14 protein-coding genes and 1 tRNA gene are annotated in these 23694 nt (G+C 41.2%); 8 read left to right on the top strand and 7 right to left on the bottom strand.

Annotation, left to right across the window (positions count from 1 at the left end; all coding sequences use genetic code 11):
* The first annotated feature begins 81 nt into the window (after window positions 1-81).
* The 3 genes from FHW88_RS19530 to FHW88_RS19520 all read left to right on the top strand — a co-directional run bounded on the left by FHW88_RS19530 (window position 82) and on the right by FHW88_RS19520 (window position 3260).
* The gene (locus FHW88_RS19530) at window positions 82-2151 is read left to right on the top strand and encodes an HD family phosphohydrolase (protein WP_176627587.1); all 2070 of its coding nucleotides are present in this window, start codon (window positions 82-84) and stop codon (window positions 2149-2151) included.
* A gap of 84 nt (window positions 2152-2235) precedes the next feature.
* A tRNA-Ser gene (locus tag FHW88_RS19525) sits at window positions 2236-2322 on the top strand.
* Window positions 2323-2831: 509 nt separating this feature from the next.
* Window positions 2832-3260, top strand: a complete 429-nt coding sequence (locus FHW88_RS19520; protein ID WP_176627586.1) for a GNAT family N-acetyltransferase — start codon at window positions 2832-2834, stop codon at window positions 3258-3260.
* 48 nt (window positions 3261-3308) lie between these two features.
* Here the strand turns inward: FHW88_RS19520 and FHW88_RS19515 are convergent, their stop codons facing one another.
* The 5 genes from FHW88_RS19515 to FHW88_RS19495 all read right to left on the bottom strand — a co-directional run bounded on the left by FHW88_RS19515 (window position 3309) and on the right by FHW88_RS19495 (window position 15625).
* On the bottom strand, window positions 3309-4922 hold the full coding sequence (locus tag FHW88_RS19515) for an FG-GAP repeat domain-containing protein (protein ID WP_176627585.1): 1614 nt from the start codon (window positions 4920-4922) through the stop codon (window positions 3309-3311).
* Window positions 4923-5071: 149 nt separating this feature from the next.
* Window positions 5072-6760: a RagB/SusD family nutrient uptake outer membrane protein gene (locus FHW88_RS19510; RefSeq protein WP_176627584.1), complete on the bottom strand. Its 1689-nt coding sequence runs from the start codon at window positions 6758-6760 to the stop codon at window positions 5072-5074.
* A gap of 18 nt (window positions 6761-6778) precedes the next feature.
* Window positions 6779-9964, bottom strand: coding sequence for a SusC/RagA family TonB-linked outer membrane protein (locus FHW88_RS19505; RefSeq protein WP_218117239.1), 3186 nt, complete (start codon window positions 9962-9964; stop codon window positions 6779-6781).
* Between the two features lie 572 nt (window positions 9965-10536).
* Entirely contained in the window at window positions 10537-11370 is an 834-nt protein-coding gene (locus FHW88_RS19500; RefSeq protein ID WP_176627583.1) for a family 16 glycosylhydrolase, read from the bottom strand.
* A 169-nt stretch (window positions 11371-11539) separates the two neighbouring features.
* Window positions 11540-15625, bottom strand: a complete 4086-nt coding sequence (locus FHW88_RS19495; protein WP_176627582.1) for a hybrid sensor histidine kinase/response regulator transcription factor — start codon at window positions 15623-15625, stop codon at window positions 11540-11542.
* Between the two features lie 348 nt (window positions 15626-15973).
* On the opposite strand from FHW88_RS19495, the gene FHW88_RS19490 reads away from it, so the two are divergent.
* The 4 genes from FHW88_RS19490 (at window position 15974) to FHW88_RS19475 (ending at window position 20929) form a co-directional block, all read left to right on the top strand.
* Window positions 15974-16831, top strand: coding sequence for a DUF1080 domain-containing protein (locus tag FHW88_RS19490; RefSeq protein WP_090526700.1), 858 nt, complete (start codon window positions 15974-15976; stop codon window positions 16829-16831).
* 163 nt (window positions 16832-16994) lie between these two features.
* Window positions 16995-19559, top strand: coding sequence for a c-type cytochrome (locus FHW88_RS19485; protein ID WP_218117238.1), 2565 nt, complete (start codon window positions 16995-16997; stop codon window positions 19557-19559).
* Between the two features lie 122 nt (window positions 19560-19681).
* On the top strand, window positions 19682-20053 hold the full coding sequence (locus FHW88_RS19480) for a VOC family protein (RefSeq protein WP_176627580.1): 372 nt from the start codon (window positions 19682-19684) through the stop codon (window positions 20051-20053).
* A 321-nt stretch (window positions 20054-20374) separates the two neighbouring features.
* Window positions 20375-20929, top strand: a complete 555-nt coding sequence (locus FHW88_RS19475; protein WP_176627579.1) for a hypothetical protein — start codon at window positions 20375-20377, stop codon at window positions 20927-20929.
* Here the strand turns inward: FHW88_RS19475 and FHW88_RS19470 are convergent, their stop codons facing one another.
* Together FHW88_RS19470 and FHW88_RS19465 are read right to left on the bottom strand one after the other, a co-directional pair.
* Window positions 20930-21178 (bottom strand): hypothetical protein, encoded by a 249-nt coding sequence (locus FHW88_RS19470; RefSeq protein WP_176627578.1) that lies wholly within the window; start codon window positions 21176-21178, stop codon window positions 20930-20932.
* Between the two features lie 124 nt (window positions 21179-21302).
* Window positions 21303-22238 carry a DUF5996 family protein gene (locus FHW88_RS19465; RefSeq protein ID WP_176627577.1) on the bottom strand — a complete coding sequence of 312 codons (936 nt, stop codon included), beginning with the start codon at window positions 22236-22238 and terminating at the stop codon, window positions 21303-21305.
* Window positions 22239-22458: 220 nt separating this feature from the next.
* Between FHW88_RS19465 and FHW88_RS19460 the strand changes: the two genes are divergently transcribed.
* Window positions 22459-23682 (top strand): CehA/McbA family metallohydrolase, encoded by a 1224-nt coding sequence (locus FHW88_RS19460; RefSeq protein WP_176627576.1) that lies wholly within the window; start codon window positions 22459-22461, stop codon window positions 23680-23682.
* Window positions 23683-23694 lie beyond the last annotated feature (12 nt).

Here is a 23694-nt window from a genome sequence, read left to right as displayed (position 1 = left end):
ATATCAAATTTATTTTTACAAAAGCAAGAAAAACTGCATATAACAGAAACTTATATTATTTTTGGCAGGTTAATCATTTAAATGGCAAAACTATCCACTTCGCGCCAAAAGGCTTTACTGCGCAAATACGCCCGTAATGTTAAGTTTTTGATGATGCTGATTAGTATCGTACTTATTGTTTACTTTTTACCGAAGCAGGCAAAATTTAGCTACGAGCACGAAAAGGGGAGGATCTGGAACCAGAAAGACCTGGTATCGCCCTATAATTTCGCAATACTAAAAACACCGCAGGAAATCATGGCCGATCAAAAATCGGCGCTGGAAAGCATAACGCCAATTTACCAGCTGGACGCAGGAATGCAAAACCAGCAGATTGAAGGTTTTAAAGCCGACCTGGAAATTAAATGGCACAATGCCGGTATCAATGATAAACTTAAGCCAAAGTACATTGCTGTCGGTACCAATTTATTGACCGAAATTTACCAGACAGGGGTTTTTAAACCCAATGCCAAATATCAGCAAAGCTCCGAAAATTATCCCATACGGATCCTGGACAGGAATGTGGCCACTGATAAAAACACCAGCGAACTGTTTACCAAAGAAAAAGCGCAGGCTTATTGTGATAAGGTATTGAGCAGGCATACTGATTTAGATAAAGCCTTCCTGCTCGATCTGATCAGCAACCGCCTCCAAAATAACCTTGCCTATGATAATAACCTTACTTCAAGACTGGAGAAGGAAGTTGTAGATGGTCTTTCGGTAACACGCGGAATGGTGCAAAAAGGAGAGGTGATAGTTTACAAAGGCTCGGTAGTTAATGATGATGTTTATCAAAAACTGGAATCATTTAAAAAAGCGTTTGAGGATAACGCCCGTGTTAACGGTGACAGGAACTTAGTACTCTTGGGGCAATTTTTCCTGGTGGCTATAGCTATCTCGCTGCTCATGATTTTCCTGTATCTTTTTCGTAAGGATATTTACGCCGATAACAGGTTGGTAAGTTTGATATTACTGGTAATTACTACCATGCTGGCCACTTTATCGCTGGCTATAAAACTCCAGTTCCCGACTAATTTGTACTATATCCCTTATTGTATAGTACCTATTATTATCCGGATATTGTTTGATACCCGTTTGGCGCTTAATATCCATTTGCTGGTGGTGCTCATAGCCGGTTTTTTTGTGCCTAACAGCTTTGAGTTTGCTTATTATGAAATTACGGCGGGTATGGTATCCATCTACAGTATTAAAAACCTGGTACGCCGCGAACAGTTTCTGATCTCGGCAGTGATCATCATTTTTACCTACTTCGTGGCATTTTTGGGGATTACCTTTATTCGTGAGGGTGATTTCCTGAACATCGACTGGATGGACTTTTTGCCTTTTGTAGTTAGCGTACTGCTTACCCTGCTGGCTTACCCGCTTATTTATTTGTTCGAGAAGGTTTTTGCCATCACTTCCGAAATTACGCTCATCGAATTAACCAATACCAATGCGCCATTGCTGCGCGAACTGGCTTTTAACGCTCCGGGCACCTTTCAGCATTCGCTGCAGGTAGCTAACCTGGCCGAAAATGCTATTTATGCAGTTGGCGGCAATGCCCTGCTGGTTAGGGCGGGGGCGCTTTATCATGATATAGGAAAAATGGAGAACCCTTTGTTCTTTATCGAGAACCAAAGCTCGGGCTTTAATCCGCATGATAAGCTGCCTTATGAAGAAAGTGCCCAAATCATTATCCGTCACGTGAGCAGGGGGATTGAAATGGCACGCAAGGCCAACCTGCCCGAGGTGGTGATTGATTTTATCCGTACCCATCATGGTAATACCCGCGTGGATTATTTTTACCAGTCGTCATTGAAAAATTTTCCGGAAAAATTCATTAACGAGAACATTTTTCGCTATCCCGGCCCCATTCCTTTTACCAAAGAAGGTGCCGTTTTAATGCTTGCCGACTCAGTTGAGGCCGCATCGCGCTCATTAAAAGAGCCCGATGAAGAATCCATTAGTGTACTGGTAGACCGTATTGTAAAATACAAGCTTGATCAAAACCAGTTGAAAGACAGTAATATAACTTTGAAAGACATAGAAACAATCAAGGCTATTTTTAAGCGCATGCTGATGAGTATTTATCATGTTAGAATAGATTATTAAAAAATGTAATTTTTTTTTGCGGGGATACTTGAATTACTATATTTGCAGTCCCTGAAAAAAGGGATATAGTTTAAAAAACAAAACGGAGAGATGCCTGAGAGGCCGAAAGGAACAGTTTGCTAAACTGTCGTACTGGAAACGGTACCGAGGGTTCGAATCCCTCTCTCTCCGCTTCGCAAGAGGATCGCAAGTTGCGGTCCTTTTTTTGTTTCTACAGGTCCCGTCATAAAAGCCGATACTGTTTACTTACATCCATTAAACGCTTACATTTGCACAAATGGAAGCTATTGAAATACCATTTTGATTGCCCCTTTTCACCAATTTCATTTACATTCTTAACTATTTGATCCTGATAACTAAGGCAGTCAAAACCAAATTGGCTAACAAGGGGCAATATGTTGTGGCTTATCCACTATCGATGGAAACTCTAAAAAAACGGTTTACAAATGGTGTAAACCTTATGTGCAGTCATATACAATTTAATACCATTATTTTACTCTTGTTGTTTCTTTAAAAACATACCTATAAATTGGTTCTGTAATCTAAATATCAGTCACTTTTATATCGGCATTATTTGATTTTCGATAAAGGGTTAATATGTATTAATCTGCTCTGTTACTTGTCGCCAACCTGGCTGATATAACCGATTTTAATTAAGTAAAATAAATTTTATACCAATCATGATTGAACAGGGAACTTACCTAAAGTCGAAAATTTATGATTTAATGAACCTGATGATCAACGATGAAAGCGGGTTGTTTGAAGTAGGCGATTTGGATGGTTATATTGATAAGTTAATTGAAAAAGCATGTATCATAACTATTATGGCACAGGATGCTTTACAGGGTTTTTTGGCTTATTATGCCAATGATTATGAGAATAAAGTTGGGTTTATCTCCATGCTGATCATTGATCCTTCTACAAAACGGATGGGTTATGGCCGAAGGCTTGTTGAATTTGCATTAAAAGATTTAACAATGAAGGGATTTGAAAAATGCCGCACCGAGGTGAATGCTGACAACATCAAAGCAGTAAATATTTGTAAAAGGTTAGGCTTTATATATGTGGGTAATAACGATGTATATATGGTGTTTGAAAAACAGCTATAGTTTCCTCAAATAATCCTGATCATTTGCATTGAAAATTAGTTGTTGCTTTCACTTCGAAGCGTTTTTCAAAATGTAGAAAAGCGGCTCTTTGATATTATAGCTGAAGGGGCCAAAATCAAAAAAAGCATTTCCGATAAGGAGGTCGGGTTTTCCATCACCGTTTATATCACCGGCATCAAGAGTTACCGCACGTTCAAACTTTGTATCGGCAGGGAAAGCATATGGGACAAAGTTTAAGTTGCCGGTGTTTTTTAGATATACAAAGCCTTCTTCAGGCTGCTTTGCATCGGTAAAAAGACTGATCGTTGCAAGATCAATATTCCCGTCACCATCAAAATCTTTAGCGATAGCTTTATAGCAGCCGTTTATAGGGTAAAAATATCGCTGTTTGTAATCGTCTTTTCCATCGTTTAAAAAAATGTAGACACCATGGTATGGTTTTAATACCAGCGTTGCATTCCCGTTATCGCCGCAGGTGTAAACTATGTCTTTATACCCGTCATGGTTCATGTCAACCATTTCAAAGTAGGATGACCCATAGATCGGCGGGAACCTTAAAATTTCCTTTGAATCAAATTTGCCGCTCCCTTTGTTTTCGAAATGGAAAATCCCTTCTTCGCCCTGTGCAAAAAGCACGTACAGGCCGGGTAATTTTTTATCCTTATAATCAATATATGCTTTTATGGCTCCGGGTAAATTACTTATTACATGCTTGGTAAAAGTGCCGGTACCCAAATTTTCCATCCAGCAAAGCCCGCCCGTTATACTCCCAAATTCACAAATAACATAGTCGGTTTTGTTGTCGTTATTCAAATCGGCCGCCAGTATTTGAACCGGGCGACCAAGCTTATTGAATACAGGCTGAGATGCTAATTGCATTTTGCCTTCGGCGGAAATGGTTAATGGGGTTATAGTCCCCAGTTTATCACTGTTGGCACCTAATTCATTGCCTATGGTGCAGACCATGGTATTGCCATGGTCGAAAAGCATATCAACCACAGGGCCGGTTGTTGATACCGAATCGATGATATTTAATTGACCTGATAAAAGATAAAGCTTTTTTGTTTGCCCGTTGGCAATAAAAACACGGGCGGGCTTAACGCTATTGTCAATTTTTACATAGCAGCCCAGCACCTGTTTGCCGTCAAACGATTGCTGTGGTTTTTGGATGTTAAAAAAGGGGAGTTCCCGTTTAATAGCCATAGGCCTGTTTTGTGCAGGTAAGACGATAGGGGCGGTGTTCATATAATAATCGATAATATCCTGCCATTGTTCCTCGTTTAATGCGGGCTTGTCGGGCACAATCAAATCGTCGCCCTTAATTGTCCCTACATATGATTCACCTCTGTGGGCTTTAATGCCCATACGTAAACCCATTTGCGGAAATACATTTTTCCATTTAAACCTGTTAAGCAAGGCTGGTTCGGGCAGAATATGGCACGAGCGGCAGTATTGTTGTGATAATATCTTACCCCTGGAAATGCTTTGAAGGGTTGCCAGGGGGTAATCGGTACGTAGATCTGTACCGGCATTATCCTGTTTGTTTTCAGAGAAATGCCATATTGAATAAACTACCAAAACGGTTATGACCAAAACAATCGAACCAACAATTACAACTTTGCGATTTTTTGCAGGACGGTGACTATCAGGTTTATTATTCATGAATATTTTAGAAGGCGTTTAATATACAAAAGCTAAAAACAGAATGCACAAAGCTTAAAGCTAAAAAATATTAATCGGTGAGAGTAGTTTTTAAATACATAACCCCTGGACATTTGCCCCGGGGTTATGTAAAATCAAAGTATTAATCTTTAGTATCCTGGGTTTTGTACCAGTTTTTTATTCTTGTCAATTTCCGCTTGCGGAATTGGCATCCAGTTTTGCCGCTCGAAGAAGGTATTGGTAAATATCTTAACCGGGGTATACGTTAGCCCTGACCCACCGGCTTCGATCTTCATGCCATATTCCGGCGTGGTAAGCACACCGTTTGTGCCGGTAGTTATCAGCCATCTGCGGATGTCAAACCATCGCTTATCCTCAAATGCGAGCTCAATACGCCGTTCGCGACGAATATATACACGCATTTGATCCTTGGTTAAGCCGGCTTTTACAGCAGGCAAGGCAGATCTCGCCCTCACCTTATTAACCGCGTCATAAACCGACGCATCCGGTCCAACCGCTTCATTTTGCGCTTCGGCATAGCTTAACAACACTTCCGCGTAACGGAAAATAATGTAATTGGCAAAGCTTGGCGCCAGGTTGATACTGGTTTGCCCGGTGATGCTTTCATCAAGCGTTTTACGGGCGTAATAACCGGTATTGGTGATATCGCTTGCAGAAGCAAGATCTATCTGGTTACTGCCGCCTATCCGCGTTTTTATGATATCTCCCTGCCAGGCTGCACCATCGTATAATATAGATTGATAAAAACGTTGCTCACGATGGGTGTAAGGAGCTTGAGGGTTATATCCTGAAGCCGCATCTGTAATAGGCAAGCCATTATCCATCGAGTAATCATCAATCAGGCCTTGTGTTGGAGCAAGGTTTCCCCATGACTGCTGAACACCGTTTACATAAACCGGGCCCAGGTAACCTTCCCGGTGGCTGCCTTTGGCGGGACCTGTTGCATAGCCACGGGCAAATATTGTTTCAACATTCCAGTTATTTGCCGATAGAAACTGATCGGCATAAGAAGTAGCCGAAGTGTTGAACAGGCTATAAGTACCCATATCCATCACTGATTTGTTGGTAGCTGCTGCTTTACTCCATTTTCCCGCGTCATTGGCCGTGTTTACCAGCGGACTGGCTGCAAAAAGCTCTACCCAGCCCTTAAGTGTTAATGCGGCGCCTTTGGTAGCTCTCCCGGTTTGTGCTGCTTTTGTGGGTAAAACAGCGGCTGCGGCATCGCAATCAGCCTCAATAAAAGCAACAGTCTCATCAATAGTGCCACGGGCGGTAAAAATGTCGCTTCCATTCCGGTTGTCAAGTGGGACAGTAATAATAGGAACCCCGCCATAAGCTGTGAACAACAGTGAGTAGAAGTAAGCTCTTAGAAATGTAACCTCCGCAACGCGTTGCTTATACCAGTCGTCGGTATACTTTGCTTTATTTAATGCAGCCTGCTGCAGAAATACATTGCATTTTCGTATTTTGGTATAGTTCCCTTCCCATGACCACATACTGCCGGGGCCGGTAGGTACGTTGCTTGGTCCAATTGAACCAACCCTTACTGTAGCTTGCCCGTTTTCCCAGGCCGCTCCGCAAAAACTATTATCAGCATATTGCTCGGTAAGCTGATAGTCGTTATTGACATCGGGAATTTGATTGTATATATCGTTCACAAAAAGGTCTGCGTTACCTTGCGAATTGAATGTCGCTTGGTCTGATAGTGATGCTTTATTCGTAACATCTAAAGAGCTGTCCTTTTTACAACCACTGATACTTATAATAAGCAAAGCAAGTAAAAAAAGCTCTCTGTATTTTATAAAATTCTGTTTCATCGCTTTTCTTATTTTTAGTTAAAAGGTGACATTTAAACCTAATGAAAATACACGCTGTTGGTAGTAGTTGGTATTGCTACCGCTGTTTTCAGGATCAATGATCTCCTTTACGTGCGGTAAGTAGTTAATAACGTTTTGACCTGCAAGATAGATCCTAATTGATTGAATCTTGTTTTTCAGTAGCCTGTTTGACAAAGTGTAACCGAGTTCAAAGCTTTTTAATCTGATGTAGGAGTCATTCCTGACAAACCAGGACGAGGTTTGTGTATTATTTGAGGTCGGTGTACCGGTAACCCTCGGATATAAGGCATTTGGGGTAGAAGGTGTCCAATGGTTGTCATACACCAACTGTGACGCCGAACCAGACGCGTTGAATGGGAAGGCGAAATAGTTGCTGATAACAATATTACTATTACCCGAACCTTGGAATAAAACATCAAGATCAAAGTTTTTAAACGTTAACCTCGGTTCCAGACCATAGATGATCTCCGGGGTATTTGGATGACCGATTACCGTTTGATCGTTAGCATCTATCTTGCCGTCTGGTTTTCCATCGGGCCCACTTAAATCAGCATATTGGATATCACCTGCTCTAACCGTCCCGAAAGAAGGAACTGGTATACCAGCTTTCAATGATCCATCTGGGTTAAAATCTGTTGTTTTAAAATAACCTAATGCCTGGTAGCCGAATATCGTGTTTAAAGGCCTGTCCGTCTGTCTTCTGTTAGGATTATTTGCCGTTGCGCTGTTTTCGAAAGTTTGTAATAGCTTGTTCCTTGCAAATGTAAAAGTACCCGTAACATCTAAACGCAGGTCTTTTGAGAAGCTATGGGAACTTTGCAATGTCAGATCGATACCATGATTGCTCATGATGCCTCCATTTACAAGGCCCACGCCTAATCCATATTCTCCAGGTAGCGTGTTTGCGATACTCACAAGCATGTTGCCCCTTTTTTCATAAAAGTAATCTGCCTCAATATTTAAAAGGCCTTTCCATAATGTAGCTTCAAACCCGATGTCGGTTTTCGTTGCTTTTTCCCAGGTAATATTAGGATTGCCCTGCCTTGTTTCGTAGATACCTTGGGTAGCGCTGCCATTGATAACAGCGGAGTTTGCGTAAGGTGTGTAGGGGCTTTGATACTGATATGTTTGGATTGTGCCACCGAGCCTTGGATATGCACCTGATTTTCCCCAAGATGCCCGGATTTTTAAATTGTCAAGCCAGAGAATATTGTCTTTTATAAATTTTTCTTCAGACAAGCGCCAACCGGCAGAAAAAGCAGGGAAAAAGCCATATCTGTGGCCGGGTGCAAATAAATAGCTTCCGTCATATCTTCCTGACGCTTCAAGCAGGTATTTTTTGTCATAGGAATATCCCACCCTATAAACATAACCAATTTGTTTTTGGCCTTCGGAATGACCGAAGTTAGTTGCATCTGCGGCGGCCGGGCCACCAAAATCCAGTTCGTCAATATTAAGGTTATAATTGTATTTAGTGGCACCAAAAATTTGATATTTTACGCGGCGGCTTTCAAATACGCCTAAAGCCGTGATATCGCTTTTACCAAATGAACCTGAATACGATAACAAGCCCTGTATAGTTAATGTGTGATTTTGGCTGTAGTTTTCGGTAAATGTAGCTTTATCATTGCCTTGTATACCTGCATTGTAAGTGTAAGGAATATGGCTTGTGTCAACGTTGTAAAAAGGTATCGGTGTGGCGTAAATACGCTGGAAAGATGTTTGATTTCCTGTGAACAACGGATCAGGCCCATTATCATAACTAATTACGCCCTTCAGGCTTAAACCTTTGATCGGAAGCTTTTGGTCAATAGTAAACTGCGACAATACGGCCGTATTTTCATTAAATTGATAACCGCTATGATAAATTTCGCCTATTAATGATTGACCGATATAGCCAGACCACAAGCCATTACTGTAGTAAATAGGTGTGGTTGGTGCCTGGCGTTGTGCCTGACCTATAATCGTTGCAGCACTCTGGGATGGGAAATGCTGATCCTCTACATAGCTGTTCACAGACAATGATACTGTAGTGGTTTTAGTAGCGTTTGCCGTTAGGTTTAACGAGCCATTGTACTTGTTAAGATAAGTTGTGCTCCACATACCATCCTGGTGCGTATAACCTAAAGCAGCAAAATATTTAATATCTTCTGTACCGCCAGATAGTGTTACGTTATGATAGGTTATGGGGCGGTTTTTTTGGATAATTTGCTGTAAAGGGTGACCATCAGCGTGACCATCAGGATCTGAATGGTCTTTGAATTTTTGAAGATCGTCATCTGTTGCAAACGGAACATAAGGAACACCTTGATCTTTTGCATCATTGGCATTGGCCTCATTACGCAGCAATGCATACTCATACGAACCCACAAAGGTTGGTACTTTGGTGGGGTTCTGGAGGCCATAATAACCGTTATAAGTTAAAGTAGGTTTGCCCGATTTACCTTTTTTGGTAGTAACCAGTATTACGCCATTTGCGCCCGCCACACCATATGGAGCAACAGCAGCAGCATCTTTTAATACCGATACGTTTTCGATAGTGTTTGGATCAAGACGGCTGAAATCGCGTGGCACACCATCAACAATAAGCAGGGGAGAACTGCCGCCGGTTGATCCGATGCCCCTGATCAATATGTTTGAACCGTCATAACCTGGTTCGCCGCTACCCTGGGTTATGATTAAGCCAGAGGCACGGCCAACAAGGCTGTTGGTTAAGTTAACTACCGGTTTTTTCGCAATTTCGGTAGTTTGAATGGTTGATACGGCTGCAGTTGAAGATGTTTTCTTTTGGGTACCGTAACCTACCACGATTACCTCATTCAGGTTTTTGGCATTTACCTGTAACCTGATGGTTACCGAGGTTTGTCCGTTCAACGGGAACTCAGCCTGTTCATAACCGATGTAGGAAATCACCAGAACTGCGTTAGGGTCGGCATTAAGCGTGAAGCTACCATTTACGTCTGTAACGGCACCTGTGCTGGTTCCTTTGATTTTTACAGATGCGCCGATGATGGTTTCGCCGGTGGTTTTGTCAATTACTTTACCTTTAATAGGTACAGCGGCGGTATATCGGTTAAGTTTTATTCCGCTGAAAGAATTAAAGGCAATAGCTGCATAGCTGCTTGTTTGCATAGCTATCAGCAGGATCAGTGATAAAACTACTGACCCGGATTTTCTTCTCAAAGATATTTTATCAGGTAAAAAATATTGCATAATTGGGAGTGATTAGAATTTAAAACTTGGCATTAGTTAATGCGTCTGGATCGTGGTCCGTTTTCCTTTTTAGTTTTTCTGTCTTGCCATAATTTTTTGTTAGGTTATGAAATGAGTTAATAGAATAATTGTTAAAACAACAGTTTAAATTCAGGTCGAAATTCAGGCAGTAATCTCAAAGAACAATGGTAGCTTCCCGTTTTAAGCCTGCATTAATAATTATAGCCTGGTGTTTCTTAAAACTTAAGAAGCTATATTATTGAACAACATCAGCAGGCAATTTTTAACAAATAAAAAATCTGTACGAAAAGGCCATATAATTTTTTTGCAGGGTATAACAAACAGTCTATGTTAATTGGTAGCAACAATTAAGCGCTATTTTTTTGGAAAAAAAGGGGGTAAAGCTGTAAAAAAAAGGGGATAAAATCCATTATATGCAACGTTTTTAAAATAAAACGGTCTTATGTCCCTGTTTTTGGTGAGGAATAATGTATATATGACAATTTTAAAAGGCAGCAAACAAAATGTATTGATCCGGCGCTTTAATTTTTTTGATACACCCGAACGTAATCAACTTCAAACCGTATAGGGAATTTTGTGGCAGATGGATCGCCACCATTGTCGCCCCCTATTGCAAGGTTCAGCAATATATAATGAGGCTGCATAAAAGGGTTAAATTGAGTGCCGTCCTGATTAATAAGATCTTTTAGCTCGACATGATTGAGCAGGCTATCATCTACATATAAACTTATAGCTGTGGCATCCCAATCCATGCGCCAGGTATGAAATTTCTTACTCCAGTTGGCTTTGAAAGTATTGAGGGTCTTGGTGTTACTATACCATTTGGCTTTATAGGGCAAAGCCGTACCGCAGGCAATATTAGCCAAAAGCTTATTCTGGTAATATTCCATAATATCAATTTCTCCGTTAGACGGCCAGGGCTTTTCTATACCTAAGGTCCAAAAAGCGGGCCATAGGCCGGCATCGGTACTTATACGGCCGCGCATAATAAAGCGGCCGTATTGGAAGCTGTGTTTGCCCCTTGTATTGATGCTTGACGATGTATAATTTATAAATTGTCTTTTCTGTTTCCAGTTGGTACTGTTAGGTACGTACCCAGGATTTGTCAGGTGTACCCTCTGTGCTTCGATTATCAATTTGCCGTGGCGGCAAAATGCATTTTGCTCCTGATACCATTGATCTTCATTATTCCGTACAAAACCGGATTCAAATGCCCAATTATCCGGATTAGGAGAGCCGTACTCGTCAAACTCATCTGCCCAAACCAATTTATAGCCGCCCACCGTATCCTGCTGACATTTACCGACAACGGGAAGAGCTATAAGCAGTGTGGCAGTAATTATTTTAGTAATCATGATAATGAAATAATTATAAATCTTAAATGATCTTATTGATTCCGTCAGAAACAAAGTAAGGCATAGTTTAAAGTATAAAGGAGGGACAAAACTATAAATTAAAGGGGGGATAAAATTGTGTTCAAGGCTGTTTTGTTGTTTTTAAGACAGCCTGATGTTTCTTTTACTCTTAATTTACCTGAGGTTTTTCAAACTCGTTTAAGCGATAGGAGACCTGGAAATTTGCCCGGTGTTTTCTGATAAACTCTGATGGATTGACGCCGAATTGTTTGTGAAATTGCTCCCTGAAATATTTGATATCGCTGATGCCTACCTGTATTGCCGCCTCATTGATATTACAATTGGTTTGGATCAGAAGTTCGGCGGCTTTACGCAGGCGAACAAACCTGATAAAGTTGTTGATAGACTGGCCGGTAGTGCTTTTGATCCTTTTAAATAATGTTGGGTAGCTAATGCCGACTGCATCGGCCAGGGCATAAACATCAAAATTGTCGCTGTTGAAATTTTGCTCAATAACAGCAATACAGTTGTTGAGCAGGTCTTTATTTTCCCGCGAAATATTAATGGCTATGTTTTCCTTCGTAACCTCCTTATAAAAATATTGCTGAAGTTTGGTTTTATTCCTCAATACACTTTTAACCCTTGCTGTGAGCAATTCTTTATCAAATGGTTTTCGCAAAAAGTCTATTGCGCCTTGTTCAAGGCTTTTAACCATAATATCGGGTGTGGTATCGCCGGTGAGCAAAATAACCGGGATATGCTTTATCGCCGCATCTTCCATAATCATTTTACATAAATCCAACCCGTTTATTCCGTCCATTACAATATCGCTGATGATCAGATCTGGTATGTATTTTTTAATCAGTTCAAGACCGGTTGCTCCATCTTTTGCTTCAAGAACTAAATAGTCGGCAAAAAATATTTTTTTGATATATGTCCTGATCTGTTCATTATCGTCAATAACAACGAGGGTATGCTTTTCCTGGCTAAACAGTTCAAGCTTCTGCAATTCATTATTTTCTTCAACCAAATCTTTGCTGTCATGATCTATAAGGTCATTTACAAAATTATAGTCGGGAGTTGTCACAATATTTATCTCTTCTGCCGAGAAGTGTTTTATTCCTTTTGATAGCTTTAAGGTAAAGGTTGTTCCGCCATTTTTATTATTTAAATAATTTATTGTGCCCTTATGGTAATCAATAAATACTTTAACCAGGTACAAACCGATACCGAAACCCTTTTTAAAGTAATTATTATCCTTTACCTGGTAGAATTTATCAAACAGTTTATCGCCGGTGTCGGTATTGATACCAATGCCATTATCTGTTATTTTAAAGTAAACATGTGTGTCATCTTCATCTACAAAAATCTTGATGGTGCCATGATCAGGTGTGAACTTAACTGCGTTCGAAATAAGGTTAAACAATGAGATCTCTATTTTTTCGACATCGGCAAATACCGTAATATTTCTGCTGGTTGTTTCAATGGTAAAATTGAGGTTTTTGATTTTAGCCTGATGTGCAAAGCACGAAAATACCTCTTCGCATACCCGTACAAAATTTATCTCACTTATATTTAACTGCGCGTTTTCGCTTTCAGTTTTGCGGAACAACAGGAGGTGATCTACCAATCCTAATAAGCGCCGGGCATTCCTATATACCGTATTTAGCTCGTCCGAATGGCTTTTATTTTTGTCCAGCAGATCTTTGATAGGATTAATGATCAGCGTAAGCGGCGTTCTGAACTCGTGCGAAACATTGGTAAAAAAAGCGAGCTTCTTTTCATTCAGTTCTTTTTCCTTTTCAACCTTTAAGTTAGCCAGGTTAATTTCAAATTTAAGCTTTGCCTGCTTTACCCGATATAAGAAATAAAGGTATATTATCCCAAAGATAATAACCAGGTATACCCCGTAGGCCCACAACGTTCTGTACCATGGCGGAAACACAATAACTTTAACACTGATCTGTTTCGGCATCCAATTTCCCCGGGTGTCTGTAGCTTTGATCCTTAGTCTGTAATTGCCTTCATTTAAATGAGTGTAATATGCAGATTTGGTCTTGCCCACATAGTTCCACCCATGGTCCCATCCCTCAAGATAATAAGCGTATTCAATTTTATCCGGAAACGAATATTCGAGCGCCGTGTAATGAACGGTAAGCGCAGCCTGTTCATAATTAAGCCGGATTGTTTTAAGATCCGCTACAGATTGATTTTTGAGCAATTCGCTGGAGCCATCGGTTTCTGAATTGTCAATTTTCAAGCCGGTAATGCGAAGATCGGGCCTATGGTCTGCTACCTGTATGCTGTCGGGATTAAAAATGTTAAATCCATTAATCCCTCCAAAGGCCATATTGCCCGATTGAAGCCGGATAGCCGCGTTGTAATTAAATTGGAGGCTTTGCAAACCGTCAGAAACAATATAATTTGTAAACTTATTTTTTGCCGGGGAAAACCTGCTTAAACCATTGTAAGTACTGCACCATAGGTTTTCTTTATTGTCGATAAGGATATTAAGGATGGAATTACCCGGCAAACCATTGGCCTTGGTATACCTCACACGGACCATATCAGGAAGGTTGAATTTTAGCAATCCACCACCCTCAGTTCCAACCCATAAATGATTTGAATTATCAGCCGCTATGGTTCTGATGCCATAACCCACATTAAAAAAATGATGAGCCTTCTTAACGGTATCTATTTTAATGAGCCGGGTGTAATTGCCTGCCCACAAGTTTCCATTACTGTCTTCAAATATAGCATGTATGTTAACGAGGTTTTCATCAAATAGTTCAAAGCGGTCATTTTTTCGGTTATAAAGATACAATGGGCCGCCCCTGGTAGTACCTGCCCATAAATGGTGCCTGGAATCTTCAAAAAGTTTCCATAGGTTTCTATCGGTTGTTTGAGTTAATGTATTATAGCAGTTGTAATGCTTGAATTTGCCGGTAGCTTTGCTAAACTGGTCAATACCACCGTTGAAAGAAGCCACCCATATTTTATTATCGAAGGTTTTAAGTATGCTCACGATAAAATCGGTACTCAGGCCCCCACCGGTTGATGCATGAGTATAACCGGTGTATAAATTATTTTTTATGTCCCAGTAAGAAAGCCCGCCGCCATCTGTGCCTATCCATAGGTTATGCTTTTCATCTTCACAAAATGAAAGGATAAAATTGTTGATCACGCTGTTTTTATTGAAGGGATCATTGTTAAAAAGTGCGAACGGCTTTTTAAAGTTGTCTACGACACTAACCCCGCCGCGCAGGGTTGCTATCCATTTTCTTGATTCCATGTCATGATAAACCGCGGTAACAGCCCCGCTGCGCAATGAACCTGCTTTGTTACCATTGGTAATAAAAGTGAGTTTGCCACTATCTGTATTTAAAATATTGATGCCGCCACCGTCGGTAGCTATCCAGATATTACCTTTTTCGTCGAGAGTTAAATTGGATATGTTATCGCTTGTAAGTTTATCAATAGCCTGGTGAAACCTCTTGATAGCTAGTGTTTTACTGTTAAATATAAACAAGCCGTTTTCGGTGCCTATCCAAAGGTTACCCGCTTTATCTGAAAGCAGGCAACTGGCACTGTAAAGTTGAGTATTGATGATATTTATACGATCAGATTTTGGATCGTATAAACCCAGTCCGCGGTTTTTTACAAATACCCAAACTCCTGCCCGGGTGAGGCATAATGCTTTTACACTATAATTATATTGGTTGGTAAGGCCCGTTTGCAGGTAAAGTTTCCTGGTTTTATCATATCTCAATAATCCCAGCTCATCGGATCCTATATATATGCTACTGTCCTTACCGGTTACAATAACATTGATATTTGAAGCTATTTTTAACCGGTGCCCGCTGTTGTGCTCCCGGAAATATTCCGGATAGAAATAAGAGTTGGGGTAATTATAAAAAACAAGCCCGCGTTGTGTGCCTATCAATATTTTGTTACCAACACCATTTAAGGCACTTATATGATTGTATGGGAGGGATTTGTTGTTGTTCCACTCGTTTCTGTAGACTTTAAATTCATCACTGTCATACCGGTTTAAGCCATCATAAGTACCCATCCACATAAAACCATATTGATCCTGGTAGAGAGATGTAACCGCATTATTAGATAGTCCGTTTTCGATACCAAGATACCGCACGGGCTGCCCGGCTGTGAAACCAAAAACATTTAGGTAAACGAAAAGGAACAGGAAACTAAAGTATATTTTCGGATTTAAGACGTTATTTATCCTACTATGCATTATAAATTATTAGTTAATAATTGGTAAGTAAAAATATCAAAATGATTTACAAAAGTGTCTTGTTTTTTAATCCAAGTGATAATGTTACAAAGCAAGGGCAGGGGTAGTGTTCAGGGTGCTGTTTTGAGTATATGTCTATAAGCTAATTGCTTCTATACTACCAGATAGGTTTCTGTATCTTGATTTTTACATGCAATTTATTTTACCCCCTTAAATTTAGGGCTTTACCCCCTTTTTTTCTAATTCTATTATTGCATTTTTGATCAGCAGCCGGTTAAACCTATATAGCAATCTGCTTTTTTATTTTTCGGGCAATAAACTAATAGTTAGATAATAAAAAAATATGTCATGATAAAGCGTGGACTCACTTTTTCAATATTGAATGTTTTATTTTTAATAAGCCTGCCCATATTGCTGGCGTTGAAAAGCCCAGACCCAAAGTTGAAAGTTAAGTGGGAACAGCTTTTTAACGGAAAGGATTTAACGGATTGGACTGTTAAAATCAGGAAACATCAATTAAATGAAAATTTTGGTAACACCTTCAGGGTTGTTGATCATAAGATCCAGGTAAATTATGATCAATATGAAAAATTTGATGACCAGTTTGGGCATTTGTTTTACAAAAAGCCTTTTTCTTATTATCTTATAGGTGTGGAGTATCGTTTCACAGGTAACCAGGTAAAAGGTGGCCCAGCATGGGCGTTCCGCAACAGCGGAATTATGATACACGGGCAAGATCCTAAAACTATGAAGGTAGACCAGGATTTTCCAATATCCATTGAGGTTCAGTTATTGGGCGGCAACGGTAAAGATAAACGGCCGACCGCCAACGTGTGCACCCCCGGTACACAGTACGTTTTAAATAACTCGGTTGTTAAAAGTCATTGTCTGGATTCAAAATCCGAAACCTTTCATGGCGATCAGTGGGTTAGGGTGGAGGCCCTTGTTTTAGGCGATTCGCTGGTGGTACATTATGTAAACGGAGAAGAAGTGTTAAGTTATCAGCGTCCGCAATTAGATCCCGTTGGCAGCGCAGAGGAAGGTGCGTTGTTAAAAAGCGGTACAATTTCCCTGCAAAGCGAAAGCCATCCAGTTGAGTTTAGGAAAGTTGAAATTGTTAATCTTGAAAAATACGCGCATGATCCTCAGAAATTAGCCGACGTAATTAAGCAGTTGACCGCTGAGAAACGGATTCCTAAACAATAAATAAAATAAAAAGACTAATTTGACTGCCTTTTACCTGTATAATTAAAAAATAACAATGTTAAAGTTTTCCTTAACCCTATTCCTCTGTTTCTCTTTCATTTTGACGTTCAAATATTTTGCAAATATCCACAGTAACGAAGCGGGACCCACTAAATCAAATACTTTGGCTTCAATACGAGGACAAAGTCATTCTAAGAGCGATTCGCTCCATTGGCCAGCCGGCTTTACAATCACCAGGTTTGCCGGACCTGAGCTTACACCAAGTCCGGCTTGTTTAGCTGTGGCTGCCACAGGCGAGGTGTTTGTTGGCGTTGATATGATTGGTTCGCTGGGTAAAGATCCCGGGAAAGGGCGGATAATTAAACTTATCGATAGCGATAATGATGGTAAATTAGATAAGCATACAGATTTTGCTGATGTTGATGACCCGCGCGGTATACTCATCATGGGCGACCAGGTTTTTGTGCTCCATACAGTTTTTTCAAAAGAAACTCTTAAGGCGACCGGTATGATCCTTGAAGTTTTTGAAGATAAAGATCATGATGGCATAGCCGACGGGCCGCCAAAACCACTCGTCGAGCACCTGAGTAATGCTCACATGCTGGTTGAACGCGGAACAGACCATGCTACTAATGGCATCCGTATGGGGATTGATGGATGGATCTACATAGCTGTTGGCGATTTCGGCTTTCATGATGCTACCGACCGCGATGGTAAAAAACTGACCATGCTTGGCGGCGGCATTATAAGGGTAAGGCCTAATGGCAAAGAAATGGAGGTTTATACTCATGGTACCCGCAATATTTATGATGTTGCCATAGATCCGTACATGAATGTATTTACCCGAGACAATACCAATGATGGCGGCGGATGGAACATCCGTTTTTCGCATCATATTCAATCGGGCGAATATGGTTACCCCTTATTATTTCAGCATTTTACAGATGAGATTCTGCCCGCCCTGGTTGATTTGGGCGGCGGTTCAGGCACAGGTTCGCTATTTATGGATGAACCTACCTGGCCCGAAAAATATAACCATGTACCTATGACGGCAGACTGGGGACGGAGCGAACTTTATATAAATAGGGTAAAACCAGATGGTGCCAGTTTTAAACAAACTGAGGAACCGTTTATTGAACTACCTCAGATCACTGATCTGGATGTTGATGGTTCGGGGCGGCTTTATCTTTCGGCCTGGGATGGCGCGGGATATTCGGGTAGTGCATCAAAGGGCTATGTTATCAGGGCTATACCTAATGGATGGAACTATAAAGCATTTCCTGATGTTAAAGCGCTGGCCGTAGCTGATTTGGCCAATATGTTAAAATCAGAAAGCGCAGTGGCGAGATTAAATGCTTCACAGGAACTTATTACAAGACCGGCTGACGAAAGCAGCAAGGCAGCTTTTGCCGTAGCATCAGATGCAAGTGTTGCTTTATATGCACGGGTGGCTGCTCTTTTTACTTACGGACAAATTGCCCGGGAGAGCGGAATAGCTAACCTTGTACAACTTACGGAGGATAATGCTTTGAGGGAATTTGCATTACGAGCCTTAACAGACAGGAAAGAAGGAATAGCACAAGTGCCAATAGCTCCCTTTTTGAACGGGCTGAAAGATCCGTCTCCGCGCGTGAAGGCTGCGGCAATTATAGGTTTGGGTCGTCTTGGCCGTTTAGACGCAGCTTCTGAATTACTTAAAACACAAGTTCCTGCAAGTTTTGCAGCGCCCGCTAAAAATACCGAAGGGCCGCACGCCACACCCAATTCGGCCATAATACTGCCCCACCTGGCTGTGAGGGCACTTGTAAGCATGAATGCGGTTGATGCATGCGTTGGTGCAATTGGAACTACCAATTCAACATTAGCATTATGGGCATTGCGGTATATGTACGATACTAAAGCGGTAAATGGTTTGATTGCTGCTTACCCTAAAATCAAAGATGTAAAAATAAAGAAACAAATATTGGTAACCCTGGCACGCCTTTATAAGCAGGAAGCTCCTTATGATGCATCCTGGTGGTGGGGAACCCGGCCCGATTCACATGGCCCAATTTACAAAGGTATAACCTGGGAAGGCTCGGCTCGTATCGAGAAGTTCCTGACGCTTGAACGAAGCAAAGCAGGCGCTGCGGGCAAACAATTTTATGCCGACCTGAATGAGCGCCACCAAATGGGAATTACAGCTTTTGGCGGTGAAGAAAAAAGTGTTCCAACAAAAGAGGTTAAAGTAGATTTGTCAAAGATCCTGAACAAAAAAGGGCAGATCGGTAATTCATCTATTGAAGATGTGATGTTGATGTTAGCCAAAGTTAAAGGAGATCCAAAGAAAGGAAGGGCACTCTTTACGCAGCAAGGTTGTGTAGCCTGCCATAGCCTTACCCGTGGCGAAAAATTAAAAGGGCCGTTTATGGGACAGATAGGATCTATCATGAACCGCCAGCAAATTGCCGAATCCATCCTAAAACCCAGCGCTTCTATTTCGCAGGGATTTGCCACGGTGATGATCACAGCTAAAGGAAATAAAAATTATATGGGATTTATTACAGATGAGTCTGCCCAAAAAATAGTGATGAGAAACATTACCGGAGATGTATTTACCATTAAATCCAGCGATGTGATTACCAGGAAGGAACTGAAAACATCTATGATGCCTGTAGGGCTTGCCAATGCATTATCATATGATGAATTTGCCTCACTGGTTACTTTTCTATCTCAGCAAAAAAATTGACATTAAAAGCGAATTAATTAGTTATTTGAAAATCAACGGCCATGAAGTATCTTGGTATCTAATTAACCTGCAATCTGCGTTATGTTTACGTAGATTGCAGGTCGAAATCTAAAGCCACAAATATGCAACACAAAGCTATATCGCTCAGGCCGTTCATCGGTGCAAAAGATTTTGAAACCTCTCGCAGTTTTTATCGTGAACTGGGTTTTGAGGAGGTTGTGTTGGATCCTAATATGTCGGTGTTCAAGACAGGTCAGCTGGCATTTTATCTTCAAAACGCATATGTTAAAGATTGGATAGATAACACCATGTTGTTTCTGGAAGTTGATGATGTTGCCCGCTACTGGAACGAGTTGCTGGCTCTTGATCTGCCTGCAAAATATGCCGGAGTAAGATTAACCCCAATCCGTGTAGAGCAATGGGGTAGGGAATGTTTTTTACATGACCCTTCCGGAATCCTCTGGCATTTTGGTGAATTTTTTAATAAACTTTAGTTCTTATAGCTCCATTGCAGGCATTAATGCCTTTTTATTTCCCAACCGATTTCATGGTGAATTTCCGACTGATCGAGCATAATATCAAGGCCGAAAACGGCGCGTAACGCTTAAACATCAATGAAAGTCCGCTCAGTATCTGTACACCTTTTGCAAAGGATAAAAATATCCTTTGCTTCTTAAACCTGCTTAATTAATCTCGTAGCTTGATCATTACTCTGCCGGTACTTAATAAGCTTTAAGTGGATGTTTTAATATCTATTTGCTTGATTTTGTATGAATTACGCCAGATTTAGTTTAAATTAGGTTAAAAGTATCCATATGGAAAACTTCTGGCAGGAAAAAAAGGAATGGCTCAATAAATTGACCCTGGAAGATGCAAAGTTCATATTTGAACAGGCCGAAAAATCATATAACTACACCATAGAAACGGCAAAGGGTATTTATGAACGATCAAACGGATTATTAACCCTGGTTTCAGGTGTTTTAATTGGTCTTGTGGCTTATGCTATCGGAAAATGGAAGGATACACCTCACTTGGATAGTTTGTTATTTACAGCAATTGTAGGGATCTTTTATTTTTTGATAGTAGGTTTAATGTTTGTACTGCAAGGTTTAACCCCAAGCGAATATCTTTTGCCAGGTACAAGCCCCAAAATATACTTTGATAAGGCATTTTTCCATAAGGATATTGCTGATGATGAAAGGATCCTGAGGTTTTACAAAGTTGAGATCATCAATTACCAGGAACGGATTGAGCAAAACACGAAGAAAAACGATTACAGATGGAATATTTATGTACTTTGTTTACGGGCAATATTTTTTTCGCCCATAGTTATGGGGATAGCTTTTGCCATTGCAACTATAGCTTCCTGACTATTCCGACCCCAGATAATCCGCCTGATCAGACGATGACAGGTCGTTATCATCCCATAAACCAGGTGTACCTATATCCCCTTCCAAATAAGGCTCGCTGTCTTCGGCACAAGGCATGGCCTCATCCAGGTTAATATCTGACCTGCCTACACGGCCCTTGCCTGATGTTTTGATATCCCATATATCAGGGATATTCCCACTATCTTCTTCAGGGCTTGGGGTTTCGTCAGGATCTGTAAATTGGCTCATAATCAAATAATTATTGCTAAATAAAGTTAAATTATAATTTGCATAATAGCAAATTGAAATGTATTCCCAGATGCTTAAAACAGTTTCCTCAGGGCCTGTCGAAAGAGTCCCTCCAATATTTACCTCACGCGTTCTTTAACGCTGACAAATCGCATTGCAGATCTTTATCCCAATTTCCCGTTTTAGCCGCGGCGTCATAGGTGGATTGTAAAAATTGAAGCAAAGTCCTTTCCGGGTCGGCCGATCGGGAAACAACTTCGTAGGTCAATAAAAACTCACCCATTTCCCCGCTGTAAAATGCTTCGGGAGGCGATACCTGCTGTGTGGCAAAATCTTCCGGAGTCGGGTAGCAATATGCGTAAAAAACGGGATGAGGGAAAGCATCCGAACCCGGCCAAAAGCCGCATGAGCTCACCTCCTGCGAATAGGCTTCCTGCATTACTATCGCGGGCATATTGGGAACGCTGCCCTGATGTTTTGGTGCGGGCCTGCCCGAAAAGCGGGTGACCGCCAGGTCAAATCCTCCCCAAAAGAAATGTACCGGACTATTTTTCCCTTGAAACCCGGCCCTGAACTCTGTGAAAACATTATGGATCCTTACCAGTGCCTGCCAGTAATCATGCATAATGGAAGCGTTATAGTTACATGGCGTATGATTTTCGGCAAAAGGAATAGCCGGTTCCACTTCATTCGGCACCGCATATATTTCTACACTTGCATTAACTGAAGCAATGCTGTCCATCAGGGAACTGTAAAAGGCGGACACACTTCCGGTACCGAGCTCAAACGATCGTTTTTCTCCGGTACTGGTGGATATATTCAGGGTATGACTGATAAAATCAAGATCTATCTGGAAAACGCCGCCCTCAAATGGCATACTTCCGGTAGTTAGACCGGTTGAACTTACATAAAGGGTTACCTGCCATGAATGATTGATCCAGGGCATTTGTTTTAATCTTACCTTACCAATGATTTGAGTCCACATATGAACACTTGCAAGGGTATCTTTAAGATCATGGTAATCAAGCCTGGGCCAGCGTGTTGTTGTCGGGTTGCTCATAGGTATAATTTGTTGAGTTAAATCGCGTAATCCTAAATTACAAATGTTTTGCGGGATGTTAGCTTTAATTTTCAGTCAAATAAAAATTAAAGCGGATATCTCAATTTTTGCTCCACTGTCACATTTTTATATCATTTGCAGTTGTTAACGGTGAGCTAACATGAGTGGGCTAAGTTGGCTGCCGAAAGTATTACAAAATAAAAGATCGACAAAATTACTTATGGTACTAAGCACTAACAGGAACATTGGACTGTTAATTAAAACCGGTTTAATAATTATGGTTGCGGGCTGCATCAGCGGTTCGGCATTGGGGCAATCGGCCCATGTAAACCCCTGGGCTCCCAAACCGCTGGGCACACTGCCGCCGCCGGCCAGTCTCAGTCAGGGTGTCTGGCTTAAAGGCGAGCTGCATATGCACTCCAGGCATAGCAAGGAGTCGTCAAATAATTCAATCAGCAAGATCATTACTTTTTGCAAGTTGGCAGGGATCGATTTCCTGGCTATTACCGATCACGATAATCATGTAGAAGGCGACATAGCCCACAATACCTGGGCTGATCCGGAGTTTAAATCAGATTCGGTATTGCTGCTTTACGCTGCCGAATGGACAACTACCCGAGGCCATGGCAACGCCTTTTCGGCCAGGCCTTATGATCATCAACAGTTATTTGACGTGCGCGATCAGCGCGATACTGTGGTGGGGCGCATAAAAAATAAACTTGGTATTCACCTGTCGGCAAACCATCCCAGCGGTAAAGATCATTTTGGGTATTCGTATGATATGGTTAATTCTATCGAAGTATGGAATTCGGCCATATGGTCAAAAAATGCCAATGCGATCATGATCTGGGATGATATGCTGTCATCGGGCCGAAAGCTAACCGGCAGGGGAGGGAGCGATGCACATCACGGCGTGCCTGTAGGGGACGAAAAACCAGGCCCTAATACTTACCAGGCTAAAGCCAATTATGCAGGAACGCCTACTACCTGGGTATTTGCAACTGCACGTACTAAGCAAGCTGTTATTGACGCCTTAACCAACGGACGGGTATCCATAAGTTCAAACCCATATGCTCCCCGTGTTGAGTTTTATGCTGATTTAAATGGTGATGATAAGATGGATATGATGATGGGCGATAACGTGAAGGCAACAGGTAAGCCGGTTAAATTTAAAGTTCAGTTAACCGGGAACAGTATAAAGGATACTACCTACACTATCAATGTGGTAAAAAACGGCAACCCGTTTGGTGCTTTTAAAATGGAAGGAAAAATGCCCATGATTGAATTTACCGATACACCGGCAATAGCCGGCCGTACTTATTACCGGGTTACGGTTGAAGGGCCGTCTACGCCTTACCCTCAGGTGCCGCAATCAGCAGCACTGAGCGGTAATATGGTAGGATTGTCAAACCCGATCTGTTTTAATTTTGATCCGAATTTCTGACAACCGAATATA

This window comes from Mucilaginibacter sp. SG538B, assembly GCF_013376065.1.
GTDB lineage: Bacteria > Bacteroidota > Bacteroidia > Sphingobacteriales > Sphingobacteriaceae > Mucilaginibacter > Mucilaginibacter rubeus.
Note: the sequence above shows the minus strand (reverse complement) of the source record. Positions and strands in the feature narration are given on the sequence as shown.